This is a genomic window from Sulfolobus islandicus Y.N.15.51, assembly GCF_000022485.1.
Classification (GTDB): domain Archaea; phylum Thermoproteota; class Thermoprotei_A; order Sulfolobales; family Sulfolobaceae; genus Saccharolobus; species Saccharolobus islandicus.
This window is the reverse complement of sequence record NC_012623.1, coordinates 658701-673497: the sequence shown is the minus strand read 5'-3', so window position 1 is coordinate 673497 and position 14797 is coordinate 658701. Positions and strand designations below refer to the sequence as shown.

19 protein-coding genes, 3 tRNA genes, 1 other RNA gene and 2 pseudogenes are annotated in these 14797 nt (G+C 35.8%); 13 read left to right on the top strand and 12 right to left on the bottom strand.

What is annotated here, in order from left to right:
• The first annotated feature begins 3 nt into the window (after positions 1–3).
• The 10 genes from YN1551_RS03565 (at position 4) to YN1551_RS03520 (ending at position 6623) form a co-directional block, all read left to right on the top strand.
• Positions 4–204 carry a DNA-directed RNA polymerase subunit N gene (locus YN1551_RS03565; protein ID WP_012712019.1) on the top strand — a complete coding sequence of 67 codons (201 nt, stop codon included), beginning with the start codon at positions 4–6 and terminating at the stop codon, positions 202–204.
• Positions 205–216: 12 nt separating this feature from the next.
• Positions 217–897, top strand: coding sequence for a 30S ribosomal protein S2 (rpsB, locus tag YN1551_RS03560; protein ID WP_187146812.1), 681 nt, complete (start codon positions 217–219; stop codon positions 895–897).
• Positions 894–1748 (top strand): AmmeMemoRadiSam system protein B, encoded by an 855-nt coding sequence (gene amrB, locus YN1551_RS03555; protein WP_012717204.1) that lies wholly within the window; start codon positions 894–896, stop codon positions 1746–1748. The genes rpsB and amrB overlap by 4 nt, the downstream gene beginning before the upstream one ends.
• The gene (locus tag YN1551_RS03550; RefSeq protein ID WP_012717203.1) at positions 1675–2397 is read left to right on the top strand and encodes a hypothetical protein; all 723 of its coding nucleotides are present in this window, start codon (positions 1675–1677) and stop codon (positions 2395–2397) included. The genes amrB and YN1551_RS03550 overlap by 74 nt, the downstream gene beginning before the upstream one ends.
• Positions 2349–3068 carry an isopentenyl phosphate kinase gene (locus YN1551_RS03545; RefSeq protein ID WP_012717202.1) on the top strand — a complete coding sequence of 240 codons (720 nt, stop codon included), beginning with the start codon at positions 2349–2351 and terminating at the stop codon, positions 3066–3068. The genes YN1551_RS03550 and YN1551_RS03545 overlap by 49 nt, the downstream gene beginning before the upstream one ends.
• Positions 3061–4167, top strand: a complete 1107-nt coding sequence (fni, locus tag YN1551_RS03540) for a type 2 isopentenyl-diphosphate Delta-isomerase (RefSeq protein ID WP_012712024.1) — start codon at positions 3061–3063, stop codon at positions 4165–4167. Before YN1551_RS03545 ends, fni begins: the two co-directional genes overlap by 8 nt.
• Before the next feature lies 1 nt (position 4168).
• Complete coding sequence (gene gds, locus YN1551_RS03535; protein ID WP_012714163.1) at positions 4169–5164, top strand: geranylgeranyl diphosphate synthase; 996 nt, start codon at positions 4169–4171, stop codon at positions 5162–5164.
• Positions 5165–6133, top strand: coding sequence for an MraY family glycosyltransferase (locus YN1551_RS03530; protein ID WP_012714164.1), 969 nt, complete (start codon positions 5165–5167; stop codon positions 6131–6133).
• Between the two features lie 56 nt (positions 6134–6189).
• Positions 6190–6497, top strand: an RNA gene (gene ffs / locus YN1551_RS03525) — signal recognition particle sRNA.
• Positions 6498–6538: 41 nt separating this feature from the next.
• Positions 6539–6623, top strand: a tRNA-Ser gene (locus tag YN1551_RS03520).
• 287 nt (positions 6624–6910) lie between these two features.
• Here the strand turns inward: YN1551_RS03520 and YN1551_RS03515 are convergent.
• The 6 genes and pseudogenes from YN1551_RS03515 to YN1551_RS03500 form a co-directional block, all read right to left on the bottom strand.
• Positions 6911–6997, bottom strand: a tRNA-Asn gene (locus YN1551_RS03515).
• Between the two features lie 73 nt (positions 6998–7070).
• Positions 7071–7511, bottom strand: coding sequence for a hypothetical protein (locus YN1551_RS03510; protein WP_012717201.1), 441 nt, complete (start codon positions 7509–7511; stop codon positions 7071–7073).
• A gap of 4 nt (positions 7512–7515) precedes the next feature.
• On the bottom strand, positions 7516–7779 hold the full coding sequence (locus tag YN1551_RS16510) for a putative integrase (protein ID WP_012716499.1): 264 nt from the start codon (positions 7777–7779) through the stop codon (positions 7516–7518).
• A 377-nt stretch (positions 7780–8156) separates the two neighbouring features.
• Positions 8157–8303: a hypothetical protein gene (locus YN1551_RS16990; protein ID WP_187146899.1), complete on the bottom strand. Its 147-nt coding sequence runs from the start codon at positions 8301–8303 to the stop codon at positions 8157–8159.
• A gap of 125 nt (positions 8304–8428) precedes the next feature.
• Positions 8429–8527: pseudogene (locus YN1551_RS16505) on the bottom strand (IS1 family transposase); the annotation flags it as partial.
• 81 nt (positions 8528–8608) lie between these two features.
• Positions 8609–8684: transfer RNA gene (locus tag YN1551_RS03500), tRNA-Pro, on the bottom strand.
• Between the two features lie 372 nt (positions 8685–9056).
• Here YN1551_RS03500 and YN1551_RS18065 point away from each other — a divergent pair.
• Positions 9057–9254: pseudogene (locus tag YN1551_RS18065) on the top strand (hypothetical protein); the annotation flags it as partial.
• Between the two features lie 4 nt (positions 9255–9258).
• On the opposite strand, the gene YN1551_RS03495 reads toward YN1551_RS18065, so the two are convergent.
• Genes YN1551_RS03495 through YN1551_RS03485 form a run of 3 tightly spaced genes read right to left on the bottom strand, consistent with a single transcriptional unit; the run spans position 9259 to position 11400 of the window.
• A complete protein-coding gene (locus YN1551_RS03495; protein WP_012714165.1) occupies positions 9259–9987 on the bottom strand; it encodes a DUF1614 domain-containing protein in 729 nt (242 codons plus the stop codon).
• Positions 9984–10478 carry an NTP transferase domain-containing protein gene (locus tag YN1551_RS03490; protein WP_012714166.1) on the bottom strand — a complete coding sequence of 165 codons (495 nt, stop codon included), beginning with the start codon at positions 10476–10478 and terminating at the stop codon, positions 9984–9986. The genes YN1551_RS03495 and YN1551_RS03490 overlap by 4 nt, the downstream gene beginning before the upstream one ends.
• Positions 10444–11400: an AIR synthase family protein gene (locus YN1551_RS03485; RefSeq protein WP_012717199.1), complete on the bottom strand. Its 957-nt coding sequence runs from the start codon at positions 11398–11400 to the stop codon at positions 10444–10446. The genes YN1551_RS03490 and YN1551_RS03485 overlap by 35 nt, the downstream gene beginning before the upstream one ends.
• Positions 11401–11428: 28 nt before the next feature.
• On the opposite strand from YN1551_RS03485, the gene YN1551_RS03480 reads away from it, so the two are divergent.
• Positions 11429–12169: an ABC transporter ATP-binding protein gene (locus YN1551_RS03480; RefSeq protein WP_012717198.1), complete on the top strand. Its 741-nt coding sequence runs from the start codon at positions 11429–11431 to the stop codon at positions 12167–12169.
• Positions 12162–13163 (top strand): ABC transporter permease, encoded by a 1002-nt coding sequence (locus YN1551_RS03475; protein WP_012714168.1) that lies wholly within the window; start codon positions 12162–12164, stop codon positions 13161–13163. The genes YN1551_RS03480 and YN1551_RS03475 overlap by 8 nt, the downstream gene beginning before the upstream one ends.
• Here the strand turns inward: YN1551_RS03475 and YN1551_RS03470 are convergent.
• From YN1551_RS03470 to lrs14, 3 genes are all read right to left on the bottom strand, one after another.
• Complete coding sequence (locus YN1551_RS03470) at positions 13160–13909, bottom strand: enoyl-CoA hydratase/isomerase family protein (RefSeq protein ID WP_012712033.1); 750 nt, start codon at positions 13907–13909, stop codon at positions 13160–13162. The two genes, YN1551_RS03475 and YN1551_RS03470, sit on opposite strands and share 4 nt — an antisense overlap.
• Before the next feature lie 33 nt (positions 13910–13942).
• Entirely contained in the window at positions 13943–14338 is a 396-nt protein-coding gene (locus YN1551_RS03465) for a PadR family transcriptional regulator (protein ID WP_012717197.1), read from the bottom strand.
• A gap of 66 nt (positions 14339–14404) precedes the next feature.
• Positions 14405–14794 carry an HTH-type transcriptional regulator Lrs14 gene (lrs14, locus tag YN1551_RS03460; protein WP_012712035.1) on the bottom strand — a complete coding sequence of 130 codons (390 nt, stop codon included), beginning with the start codon at positions 14792–14794 and terminating at the stop codon, positions 14405–14407.
• Between the last annotated feature and the right edge of the window lie 3 nt (positions 14795–14797).

The window sequence follows — 14797 nt, the reverse complement described above, 5'->3', positions numbered from 1 at the left end:
TATATGATGATTCCGATTAGATGTTTTACATGTGGTTCATTGATAGCTGATAAGTGGCAACCATTTATAACAAGAGTGAATGCAGGAGAAAATCCAGGAAAGGTTCTCGATGACTTAGGTGTAAAAAGATATTGTTGCAGAAGAATGCTTTTATCTCACATAGATATAATTAGTGAAGTAATCCACTATACTAGACCAATTTGAAAGGTGATCAATTTGAGTGAAAAGGAAGAAAGAGGAGGAGAATTAACTGAAGCAGAAAAAGAGGAGTTACGAAAATCCGAAAAAGGTACAATAATAGAATTATTAGTTCCAGTAGAGACTTATCTTTCGGCTGGAGTTCATATAGGTACTCATAGTTGTACTAAATATATGGAGAGTTTCGTGTATAGAGTAAGAGCAGAAGGATTGTATGTATTAGATGTTAGAAAGATAGATGAAAGATTAAGAATAGCAGCTAAATTCTTATCAAGATATGAACCACAAGATATAATTGCAGTAGCGAGTAGGCCTTATGCATATAGGCCAGTCCAAAAGTTCGCAGAAGTGGTAGGAGCTAGAGCATTGGTAGGTAGAATAATACCGGGAACTTTTACAAATCCATATTTATCAACATATACAGAACCAAAGGTATTGTTAGTATCCGATCCTAGAACTGATACTCAAGCAATAAAAGAAGCTGCTAAGGTAGGAATACCAATAGTTGCTTTTGCTGATACTGATGCTAAAATCGATTATATTGATCTCATAATACCGGCCAATAATAAAGGTAGGAAATCATTGGCGCTATTATATTGGGCATTAGCTAGGCAAATACTCAGAGAGAAGAGGATAATTCCCCTAGATGGTGATTTGGCGGTACCAGTAAGTGAATTCGAGATGAGGCTTGTTCAATGAAGAGATTACCAGCGGTTGCAGGTTCTTTTTATGAATCAGATCCGAAAAAACTTAAAATGCAGATTGAGTGGTCATTCAGACATAATATAGGTCCAAGAGATATTCCTAAACAAACTTACGAGAAAAAGAAAAGAGATAATTTATTTTTTGTCGTGCCCCATGCTGGATATATTTATAGCGGCCCCGTGGCAGCTCACTCATATTATTATTTGGTTTCAGAAGGTAGGCCAGATGTTGTGATAATATTAGGTCCTAATCATACCGGTTTGGGTTCTTATGTTTCTGCTTGGCCTAAGGGAGAATGGGAAACTCCATTAGGTAGTGTGAAAATAGATGAAGAAATTTTAATGCAATTAGTAAAGGAATCGGAAGTGATAGACTTAGATGAAAAATCGCACTTATACGAACATTCAATCGAGGTTCAATTGCCATTTTTGCAGTACTTTTTTGATGATGACTTTAAGATAGTTCCAATTGTAATTATGATGCAAACCCCTGAAATTGCCGAATTCCTAGCAGATGCAATTTATAATGTTATGCAAAAGAATCCAGATAAGGATATAGTAGTCTTGGCAAGTAGTGATATGAACCATTACGACCCACATGAGATTACGGTAAAGAAAGATGTAGAAGCAATAGAAAAAATCCAACAATTAGATTATAAGGGTTTATACGAGGTTGTAGAAGGTAAAGATGTTACTTTATGTGGCTATGGTCCTATAATGGTTAACCTAATCCTAGCTAAGAAGTTCGGTAAAAAAGCCTATATTTTGAAACATGCAACTTCTGGTGACACTTCGGGACCTAAAGATTCAGTTGTGGGTTATCTTGCAGCGCGTTTTGGGAGTTAGAGTTCCGTTTCTCGGAATCCCTCTAAAAGGAGTAAATAATCCGATTCTGGTACTTGACGGAATCATAGAGCCATTAAACATTTTTGTGAAGACTGAGGCAATTGGCCAGTTTATAAGGCAATTTAATGAGGCAATTGGTTTTCAGTGCGTTAAGGAGGAGGAATATTGGGATTCCTCGATTCCCTTCTCTTCATATTATATTTACGTTACTGAGAAGTTGGCAAATGATGCTATAAGAAATTGTGAGGTCCCAATGAGTGAAGATGAGAAATTTGAAATCCTTCACCTTGTGGATGAGGCAATATTCCCCCAAAACTCTTTAGTTAAAGCACTCCGAACTTCACAACAACTTAATTCCCCCATCCTCTTTAGAGATGGTGAAGAACCAATTAGAATTCAATTAGAATCAATTAAAATTAAAGTAGTTTCCTCATACCCTTTTTATGGCAATCCTAAATATCTAGATAATTCGCTAATTCATCTAACTGGTATTATTCCAGTTGAATATGCTGAGAGTAAAGCACGAAATCTGATAGAATTTGAAAATGGACTATGGAGTGCTATATATTCCTTACCGTATTTAAAAATAAATAATTGGAAATGGATATGGGATCTGAATTGGCTTACGATTATAGAGTTCTCAAATTAGGTGGAAGTCTAATCACATGCAAAGATCTCCCTAGGTGTGTTAGATTAGAATTGCTAAGAAAAGTTTCGGAAGAAATTAAGAAATTCGTTGATGAAAATCCTAATGAAAAGATTATATTATTACATGGTGGTGGGAGTTTTGGTCATTATGAGGCATCGATATTCGATGATAGTAGAGCCGTAAGGACCTCTGAAGCCATGCAGGAGTTAAATTATATGATAACTAAACAACTGTTAAAAAGTGGTGTTAACGTTATTAGTATTCCAGGAAAATTCTATACTTTTGATATAGTGCTAAATGCTCTAGAGAAGGGCCTTGTGCCCTTGATATACGGTGATATTAAATTTGATGCATCCATAATTTCTGCAGATGATATGAGTATAGATATTGCGAAGAAACTCAATGCCAGATTACTTTTCGCAATCGATAAGGCTGGAATTTTAGGAAGGGATGGAAGAGTCATAAGCGAGTTAAGAAGGATAGATGAGGTTGGTAGATTGCTACAAGCTAATTATTATGATGTTACTGGTGGAATAAGTTCTAAGATACAAAAGATATTTGAAAACAATTTAAATGCTATGATTTTTGATGGAAGTAAAGCTGGAAATATATATTTAGCATTAAAGGGATATAATATAGGTACTTTGGTAAGAGGTAATCCGAATGCCTGATATAGTAAATAGGAAAGTGGAGCACGTTGAAATTGCCGCTTTTGAAAATGTAGATGGCTTATCTTCATCAACGTTCTTAAATGATGTAATTTTAGTCCACCAAGGATTTCCTGGGATATCATTTAGTGAAATAAATACTAAGACAAAATTTTTTAGGAAAGAGATAAGTGTGCCAATAATGGTAACTGGGATGACAGGTGGAAGGAATGAATTGGGAAGAATAAACAAGATTATAGCAGAGGTCACTGAAAAATTCGGAATACCAATGGGGGTAGGTAGTCAGAGAGTTGCGATAGAAAAGGCTGAGGCAAGGGAAAGTTTTGCGATAGTTAGAAAGGTAGCTCCTACAATACCTATTATTGCTAATTTAGGGATGCCGCAACTAGTTAAAGGATATGGGCTAAAGGAATTCCAAGACGCCATACAAATGATTGAAGCTGATGCAATAGCTGTTCACTTAAATCCAGCTCAAGAAGTATTTCAACCAGAAGGTGAGCCTGAGTATCAGATTTATGCTCTAGAAAAACTGAGAGACATCTCTAAGGAGTTATCTGTGCCGATTATAGTAAAGGAAAGCGGCAACGGCATTTCCATGGAAACTGCAAAACTTCTTTACAGTTATGGTATAAAGAATTTTGACACTTCTGGACAAGGCGGTACTAATTGGATAGCAATTGAGATGATAAGGGATATTAGAAGAGGGAACTGGAAGGCAGAGAGTGCAAAAAATTTTCTGGATTGGGGTGTACCAACTGCGGCGTCGATAATGGAAGTGAGATATTCAGTTCCAGATTCCTTTCTAGTGGGTAGCGGAGGTATTAGGAGTGGGTTAGATGCAGCTAAGGCTATAGCCTTAGGTGCTGATATTGCTGGTATGGCATTACCAGTGTTAAAAAGTGCTATAGAAGGTAAGGAAAGTTTAGAACAATTCTTTAGAAAGATAATATTTGAATTGAAGGCTGCCATGATGCTTACTGGTTCTAAAGACGTTAATGCGTTAAAGAAGACCAGTATTGTTATTTTAGGTAAACTTAAAGAGTGGGCAGAATATAGGGGGATAAATTTATCTACATACGATAAAGTTAGAAAGAGAGAATAAAATGAGTGACGAATTAAGTTCGTATTTTAATGATATAGTTAACAATGTAAATTTTCATATAAAAAATTTTGTAAAGAGCAATGTTAGAACGCTTGAGGAAGCATCGTTTCATTTATTTACAGCTGGGGGCAAAAGACTTAGACCCTTAATTCTGGTTTCATCGTCAGACTTAATTGGCGGGGACAGGCAAAGGGCATATAAGGCAGCAGCTGCCGTGGAGATTCTTCACAACTTTACTCTAGTTCATGACGACATAATGGATAGGGATTACCTAAGAAGAGGATTACCAACTGTTCATGTAAAGTGGGGTGAACCAATGGCAATACTTGCAGGGGATTACTTACACGCTAAGGCTTTTGAAGCCTTAAATGAGGCTCTAAAAGGTCTTGACGGGGATACATTTTATAAGGCTTTTTCCATATTTATTAATTCTATCGAGATAATATCGGAAGGTCAAGCAATGGATATGTCATTTGAAAATAGAGTAGATGTAACTGAAGAAGAGTATGTACAAATGATAAAAGGAAAGACTGCAATGTTATTTTCATGCTCTGCAGCATTAGGCGGTATAATTAACAAGGCTAGCGATGATATAATTAAAAATTTAGTTGAATATGGATTAAATTTAGGCATATCATTTCAAATAGTGGATGATATCTTAGGAATTATTGGAGATGAAAAGGAATTAGGGAAGCCAGTTTACAGTGATATTAGGGAAGGTAAGAAAACAATTCTTGTTATAAAAACTTTAAGTGAAGCTAAAGACGATGAAAAGAAAATTCTGGTTTCTACGCTTGGGAATAGGGAGGCTAAAAAGGACGATCTTGAGAGAGCGTCGGAAATAATAAGGAAGTATTCATTGCAATATGCATACAATTTAGCTAAAAAGTACTCAGATCTTGCATTAGAACACTTGCGTAAAATTCCAGTTTACAATGAAACTGCTGAAAAGGCTTTAAAATATCTAGCGCAGTTTACCATTGAAAGGAGAAAGTAAATGAGCATATCGGGAATATTGCTTTCAATTTTTATATCCTTTTTCATAAGCTATATCACAACAGTCTGGGTAATAAGACAAGCAAAAAAGAGTGGGCTTGTAGGTAAGGATGTAAATAAACCAGATAAACCGGAAATACCACTAATGGGTGGGATAAGTATAATAGCTGGGTTTATAGCGGGATCCTTCTCCTTATTACTAACTGATGTAAGAAGTGAGAGAGTAATTCCATCTGTAATACTCTCCTCATTGCTTATAGCATTTCTTGGGCTATTAGATGATATATTTAACGTTAGGCAATCAGTAAGAGCATTTCTACCAATTTTCGCATCAGTTCCGCTAATAGTTTACAGCGTTGGACACTCAGTAATATCAATTCCATTTTTAGGTCCGGTAAATTTCGGAATATTGTATTATGTCATAATAATACCTTTTGCGTTAACGATAACATCTAATGCCTTCAATATGCTAGAGGGTCTAAACGGGTTGGGTGTAGGTATGGGGATTATAATGTTATCTGCATTAGCGTATATAGGACTAACTCATGGTGGCTCTTCATACCAGGCTGGTTTAGTGGCACTTTCAGCAATTTTTTCATTAGTGGCTTTTCTCTTATTTAATAAATATCCTGCGAAAATATTTCCAGGTAATGTTGGCACGTATTTCATAGGAGCATTGATAGGAGCCATAGGAATTGCGGGTTTCATGTACACTGCATTAGCGATTCTCTATATACCATACGTTGTGGAATTCATGTTGAAGTTAAGAACAAAGTTTAAGGGCGTATCGTTTGGCAAAGTTGACTCTTCTGGTAGATTATATTGGGATGAAAAGCCTCATTCATTAACACATATAGTAATGAAAATGGGCCGATTTAAGGAGTATCAAGTGGTTATAATTTTATGGGGAGTAGAAGCAATATTCGCAATAATAGCTGTAATTCTACAAAGTGTAACAATAGTAATATAACAGAACTCTTGGCATTTATCAATACTCTTAAAAATCATTAAAGATATATATAGATGGGGCCAGGGAGGGTGGGGGATATCGCCAATCCCTGTGACCCGCAAGGCGTAATGCGGGCACCAGTAACTCCTACCCCATGGTGTCTCCTATCTGTAGGTCCCAGTGGAGCTATGAAGGCTGCCCAGCGGGGCTTGGCGGTCATGGGCTTCCTCTCCGGAGGGAGGGGAAGTACCACGATAGCTGGGGGAATCGGCGAGGCCCGGAAGGGAGCAGCCGTGCCCGGACGCCAGCGTTCGCTGGTCAACAGTCAGAGTGAAACTGGGGCAAGCCTATAGATAGGTAGGCCATGGAGTAGGGGGTCTGGCCCCATAAAGCATAAAAAGGGATAAATCATACTATTAAAGTAGTGCCGAGGTCGCCTAGCCAGGTAGGGCGGCGGCCTGCTAAGCCGCTGGGGATTCTCCCCACGCGGGTTCAAATCCCGCCCTCGGCGCATATAAATTTTTTATCTTGAGTATATTTCTAGCAATAAGATAAATATCGTGAAGTGCTAGGTGTTCCTCTTTCGCTTTAAGGAGAAATATAATATATACCAAGTTCTCATTATTTAAACATTATCGTGAGAATAATTACTATCACCATCATTCTTTGTCTTAACATTATATGAATTTTATAGTTACTTAAAGTTTAATATAAAATCAAATATTATTTTGATTATGCTTATAACCGAATTTACGATAATTAACAGTATTATATTTTATAATCATAGAAGTAATAAAGCGCCGGAGGGAGGACTCGAACCTCCGACCACCCGGTTTCTGCACCCGGCATAACAGCCGGGCGCTCTGCCAACTGAGCTACTCCGGCGAGAAACAATACTATTCATGGGATAAAAAGTTATCTTTAGCCAGCCTTGATTAAAACCTTAAAGATTTTCTATTTAACGCCTTATTTTTACCTCATTTAACATTTCGTCCAACTTCTCATCCCATATCTCGCTAAACCATTCCTTAATGTGCATAATCTCTTCATCAGCTAAGGCTGATATAAGTACCTTTATTTCGCTTTTTGGCAATTCTTGTAATGATGAGAAATACATTGAAGAGATTTTAACTAGATCTTTATAGCCCCTATCCTCTAAGGATTTAGAAATGCTAAAGATTTTCGATCTGGGTACGCTATAATGTATTATTTCCCTATCTTTATTATCCTCAACTATGCTATATAAGTTTAGTATCAATAATGCAGATATCACCTCCCTCCAAGATTTTTGAATCTCTTTGCGAGCCTCATCGATGAAACCGCTTTCAAGGTAAAATAGGGAAATTTTTACTCTTCTAACCGAATTGATAAGTAAAGATTTTGCTTTATTTCTTGTCATAATTTCAAACCCATGAGATGGAGACGGTGGGATTCGAACCCGCGATCACCAGGACCAAGCCTGACCGGTAGGGGGTCCCCTTACTACCCCCATTGGGGGTCCCCTCCAGACCCCCACTGCTAATATAAAATTCCACGATCTTATCTAAAGGACCTATGTAATGGTCCCTTCTGTTACCTTCATTATCCTTCTCTATGATGTAAACATAATACTTACCTTTTACTTCCCTTATTCGGATATCACCAAAAGTATAAGTTTTATTACCCATGCTCTAAATCATTTATAATTATCACGTGAGGGTATTTAAGGACTGTTAATTATCATATCTCCAGTAGAATTGAAAGGGTGTGATAACGATTCCATAGTTAGGCAAAAAACTGAATTTCATTCTTTAATATACACAGCATCGCTGTTCACCATCTCTTTTTTATTATGTAGCTTCAAGCACGCCATTAAGTCAATTGTCGATATCTTCATCTTCAAGGTTTTGCCCTTTATTTCATTATAACGTGAGGCAAACCAGATGGTGTGGCAATAATAAAGAGGGTCACTAATATAATTAGGTTTACTGGGGGACTCAACACGCCTTACCGGCACTAAAACATATCCTTCCGCTGTAAGCCAAGACAAGTCTATTGTCGTGGTTTATATACCCTTTTCTCTTAATTCCGGTAACAATTTTAGCTCTTCTTTGCTAAGCTTACTCAGAGGCATTGCTGTCTTATGTTCACTTAATGTCTTCAGGGAGTCATAAATTTGTTGTTGTTTGGCTGTCATATCTTGAATTACCAAATTTTTCTTACCCCTCTTTGGGATGATCCAGATTCAGCGATTCTATCTCTGAGTCGGGATTGAGTCGGATTAGTTAATTCCGATTCAGAATTTTTTATTACTGAATCTTAAGCACAGTGTAGTCATTAAGCTACAAATTCTGGAATTAACCTTCTCTCCCATAAGACTAGGGCTATGGGGTACATCATGGTACTAATGCTCCTATTTACTGCCTTAGTAGCCCTATATAGGAAATACTAGCGTGTTTTTGGTGTTAGTCGTGATAACTTCTTTCAATTTATCAAGTGGTTTTTCTACTAACTGAGTGGGGCCGGCGGGATTTGAACCCGCGATCACCAGGGCCCAAGCCTGGCGTCCTAGTCCAGGCTAGACTACGGCCCCCTCATATAGTAGTTTCTAAAGGTTATAAATGATTTACTCTTTTGATAAAGATAAGACGGAGAGACTGACTTCCTCTGAATTCTAAATGCTTATTTTATCTATTCAGAATTTAAGCAGTAGTGGAAGGATTAGAGGTCTCCTCAAAATACAAATTCATAACTGCAATGCAATAACAATTATTCTTAGAACCATATTTCTTATACATAAATGTATTATATCCCACTTCTCTCGCTCTAGACTTACATTTTATAACACGTCAGTATGGGGATCTCTTTTTTGCGTAAAAAACCAGATGATTAAGATACATAAAAAGTCTGGAAAATAATACTTTTTTGAAGAAAAGTTCGTATAAGCGAGGGTGGACCTAAACATATGACACAGACAAAAGAGGTTAAGCAAGCTAAATCCAACAAGGATTTTGCCAGATCCGCCTCAAATTAATTTATACACTCCTATCAAATATTTTTTCCGTGATGAACTTGAACACATGCTGATGCCTTATTTAAGGCTAGAGGAAGCTACTTGAGCAGACTAGGAAACGAGGGGACAAAAGCCTTGAGAACCCCTAATTATTTTAGATAATAAGAAGTTCGCTTATGAAAACAGATATAATACCAGATACGAATATACCGTCAAACGTACCCATTCCACCTATGCTTATAATTTGTGGTCTTGCCTCATTAATAATTCTCCTTAAGTTAAGTAAGTCGGCACCTATTAACGTACCCAATATGCTGCCAATATATGCAGATAAGGGTATAAGAAAATGAAATTTATAGAAAAGAACATAACTAGTTATTACTGAAAATACGCTAGGTATTATAGGATGCATTATAACTCCAATTCCTCTAATTACCCTAGAAAAAAATTTTGAAATAATAGTCACAATTAGTATATTTATTATAAAATATATACTATAACCTTGTAATTCATACATCAAAAACAACGAGACTCCTACTGGAATTAGGGCTCCGCCTAGATTTATTGCAACTAATGTGTTCATATTGCGTCTAGATATACGTGGTATAAATATGGGAAACCCAAAGAAGAATACAACGTCTTCCTCGATTGCTATAGCCTCTTTTTTCACCTCTTTCAAAACTAAGTTAAAAGGACTACTAAATAGGCTTAGAAATGAAATAGCAATTGAAACAATTATTGCAATATCCTTATTAATTCCAACTATCGAAAAAAGCTGGGAGAAATATCCTGCAGATATTAGTGCCATAATAAGGCCTAATAAAAAGTATAATATAGACCTAAAAAGACCCCTAAAAGGCGAAAGAACGATTATTCTTTTCAAAGCATATTACACTCCTTATTGGCTCTAATATAATCTTCCCAAGTATTTATATTATATAACCTTCTCTTTACTTCAATAGTAGCATAATTCGAAAAATTTAATCCAATCCAGTATGAGACACCTAGATAATTACCGTTACTTTTGAGACTACATACGTCAACATTACACTTGTCAATCAAAGTTTTTATGGCATTATCGTCAATGAACGCGAGATCAATAGGTAAAACTAGTATTGGTGGTTTTAGATTATCAACTACATATTTGATGTCGTTTTCATAACTAATATCTGGAGTAGGAAATATTTTGAAAATAGAATCCTTAAATATTGGAAATAAGGGATGGGATGGACTAATACCTAAGTATACCTTATCACATACCTTATTTACCGCGTCAAAAACCCATGAAATTAACGGTTTACCACAAACTACTAAAAAAGGTTTAAATAACGTTACTCTTTTACCCTTTCCCCCAGCTAAGATAATTGCTTTCAAACTTGACCAATTCCTCCTCGAAATCTTGATTAAAAGTTCCAACGCCCTTAATCTCTAAAACCGAATCTCCCCTCTTAATCTCTCCTATTACATATGCCTCACTTATTCTCTCAAGAATCTTTTCTGGATGATTAGATATTGCAATAAAAGACCCAGAGGAAATTAGTTTTAAAGGATCAATATTTAAAGCCTTAGTTATAATTTTAGTCTCATATCTCAACCCAATCTTATCCAAATTAATCAAGACAGTATATCCGGTGGCTTTTGCGATCTCAAGTAGTGCTTGCATTACTCCTCCTTCTGTAGCGTCGTGCATTGCAGCTACATAATCTAAAATACTTAAAGCTCTCTGTTGGACTATTATGTCCATCTTAAAGCCCTTTGCCTTCTCAATAACCTCCCTACTTACACCCTTTTCTAATAGCAATTCACTATAATCTTTAGCTAAAATCCATGTTCCCTCAATACCCGGGCTTCCAACAAGTACGACTTTCATTCCCTCTTTTACACTCTTGTAGTTCAAAAACTTATTAGAAGTGCCCATTGCGGTAGTAATTACAATGTCTTGTTTAACATTACTTGTAACCTCTGTATGACCACCTACAACTTTACAGCCTATTAAGTTACACGCTTCTGATATTCCAGAAATTATACCACCCAAATGGGAAATATCTGAAAGTAAGATAACACTGTTTACCCATCTGCATTGCGCTCCTTTCATATTTATATCATTACACGCCACCGCTATTGAAAGAAAACCGTTGTCACTTTTAGCCTCGGTAATTGGATCTGAATGTACGATCAAATACTCGCCTTTTGTCTCAAGAACTGCAGCGTCTTCACCTATTGATGGACAAGTAAGACAGTCCCCTGTTGGTAAATTATAAATAAATTTATTGATAGAAACTTTACCGAAATTCACATTAACTATTATAAAATAATTAGCATATATGAGTAATGTTATAGTAGAGGTTAGGGATTTATATAAAAATTACAAAGATAAAGAAGTACTAAGGGGGATCTCATTTACAGTCTATAAAGGCGAAATATTCTCATTGCTTGGTCCCAATGGAGCAGGGAAGACAACAACTGTGAAAGTACTATCTTGTGTGATAAAACCATATAGGGGAGAAGTTAGGGTAATAGGGTATAGGGTACCGGAGGAGTGTGGAAAAATTAGAGAAAAGATTGGAGTAATGCCTCAAGATTATCAAGGATTTCTAGATTTAACGGTAAGGGAGAACATAGAATATTTCGTTAAATTATATAATGGAAAGGAAACACAAGTTGATGAACTAATTTCACTGTTAGACTTAGAGGAAGTGAAAAACCAAAAACTAAGATACTTATCTGGGGGTTATATGAGAAGAGTAGGTCTTGCATCAGCATTTGCTGGAAATCAAGAAATTTTATTTTTAGACGAACCCACCTTGGGTTTAGATCCTAAGGCTAGAAGAGAGTTTTGGGAAATCATAAAGATGATGAAAAATAAAGGGGTAACGATATTTCTAACAACGCATTATTTAGATGAGGCACAAAAATTATCAGATAGAGTAGCAATACTATACGGGGGCAAGGTGATTAAAGTTTCCACTGCAAGCGAGATAATGGCAGAATTTAAGACTAGTAATTTGGAAGATGCTTACCTAGAATTAATTAAGTCTTTAGAGGATGGTGAGAATAATGAATAGGATATTACTGACTGTTTCTGCATTGGTTAAGGATAATTTAAGAAATAGATTCGTAATCTTCTGGATAATAATATTTCCTATTATCATAACGTTACTATTCGGTCTCGTATTTGGGGGTTTTAGTAGTTATTTTCACGTTATTGTTGCAGTGGAGGGAGATTATGGTCTAGCCAAGTATCTTAATACCACTGAGATATTTCAAGGATTAACTAACGTAAGTCTAAAATACGCAGTAGAGCATGACTATATTTACGTCAAGGTGAATGGGTCTAGTTTCACAATATATACCAGTAAGCAAAATCAAGAGTTTGTACCAGTATTAGAGTCAGTTATTGACCAGTATTATCAAAAGGTTAATAATACACGTGACTTCACAGTTTTACAAATATCAGGATATACTTATTATTATTATTTAATATCTGGAATAATAGGGATAATATCACTCTCTAATGGAATACTTAGTACGATAGGAGTTTCGGCTAGTTATTTCAGAGATAGGATAATCGAAAGATTAGCTACATCTCCATTAAAGAGTTATGAGTGGGTGATCTCACTAATAATCTATGTGATAATTATAACACTAATTTCCACAGCTGCAGTAATAATTCTGGGAATTCTATTTGGTTTTATACCAATAATAGGTATAGAATTCTTGGGATTCTTAGTAATCTCAACCTTATTATTTGGTGGCCTAGGGGCAATAATCTACGGATTAACACCAAAGGATAAGATATTTCTTTCAGAGATAGTGGCTAACGTTCTAGTATTTCCGCTAATGTTCTTGAGTAATGCCTTCTTCCCTCCTAACGTATATCCGCCGATAGTAAGAATATTTGTAGAATACCAACCATTATCTGTAATTATAACAATTATACGAGATTTAATAGTATACGGTGTATCGCCAAATCCCATATTAGTCTCCATAGTTTTCTTCTTTACCGTACTCTTCCTTTATGCGGGAGGACGACTTTTAAAGTTAAGAGAAATTGACTAAAACCAGGGTGGGTTGGTCTTATTAATAAAGCTTAATAGTCCCTCTCTTGCTTCTTCACTCTGGATTTGTATAATAAGATCATTAAAAGCTTTATCAATGTAATCTCTAAATGGTCTTAGCATATTTCTTTTTATATATAAAGTTGCAGAAGGTGCAGAAATTGATAGTTCTTTAATCAATTCAAAGGTTGCCTTATCCAAATCGTCATTAACAATGTGTACTAAACCTATAGATTTAGCCTCATTTGCATCAATAACCTCACCTTTCATTGCTATTCTTTTAATGTTATTATAACCTAATATAAAATGGCCAATTGATGAGAGAACCGGGGGAAATACACCTATTTTTACACCCGGTGTTGCGAACATTGCCTTAGATTCCGATATGACGTAATCTGATAGCAATAGAAGCTCCATAGAAGCTCCATAGGCTATCTTTTTTACTTGGGAAATAACTATTTTATTCATATCTAGCATTTTATGAAATATTTCCCTCATATAGGTGAAGAATGTAATAGCGAATTCATTATCGTTGGAGGCTTTAATTAATTCTCTAATGTCCGCACCTGTACCAAAGTTATCCTCTCCCCTAATAATAAGAAATCTTTTACCCTTATTGTCATTTATTGCTGATAAAGTATCTATCAACTGTGTCATGAACTCAACATTAAATAAATTATATTTATTGTCTTTTGGGTAAAATTTCAACAAAATATACTTATCATACTCGTAAACTTCAATAGGCATATTGAGAGTAAATATAACTTAACAAATAAAAATTTATCGCATAACTTTACTTAACTCATCCAAAATATTTTTCACTTTTCGCTTATCCTCGTCATTCAATTTCTCTAGATTCTCAACTATGTATCTAGCAGAGAACTCCAATTGTTCTATTGCTTCTTTAACTTTATCCTCCTCTGACATAACTCCGATAGCTTTTCTACCCTCTTCTGTCAATTCATAATATTTTTTCCACCCGTCAACTTTACTAATTCTTATTAAACCTTCAGATTCCAGAGCGTCCAATGCAGGATACACAGAGCCTGGAGATGGTCTCCACATACCATAGCTTGTCCTCTCAATCTCATCCATAATTTGGGCGCCAGTCATTGTCCCTTTAGATAATACGTACAATATAAGCCACTTTAAGCCTCTTCTCCTATGCCAAAACATTAATATTCATTATTATATTAAAGCTTTTAAAGCTAAAGTACTAAAAATAGAAAAACTCAGAAAAAATTACAATGGCTTAAACTCCTTTTCAACTAGTTGTGCCATTTTATCTGCACAATCCTTTATATCGCTAAGCATCTTACCTTTAAGCTCAGTATAATCTCTAGCCTTGTATAAATATCTTGGTCTTCCAGCCTTGTTCCCTGGCTCCTTTATTCTCATTACTAATCCCATCTCAAGTAACTTGTTTAAACTTCTATTAATTGAAGCTTTAGAAAGCTTAAGATCACTTTCCAACTCTTCAGTACCTCTAGCATCGCCTTTCATTAAGGCTAATAATACTGTGACATCAGTTTCCGATAGACCATAGCAAAATGACAAAATATCCACTAGACCAGCATCCTTTCCAGATGGTAGCTTTATTCTAGTTCCCTCACTTAATTGGGTTTCCGACATTTA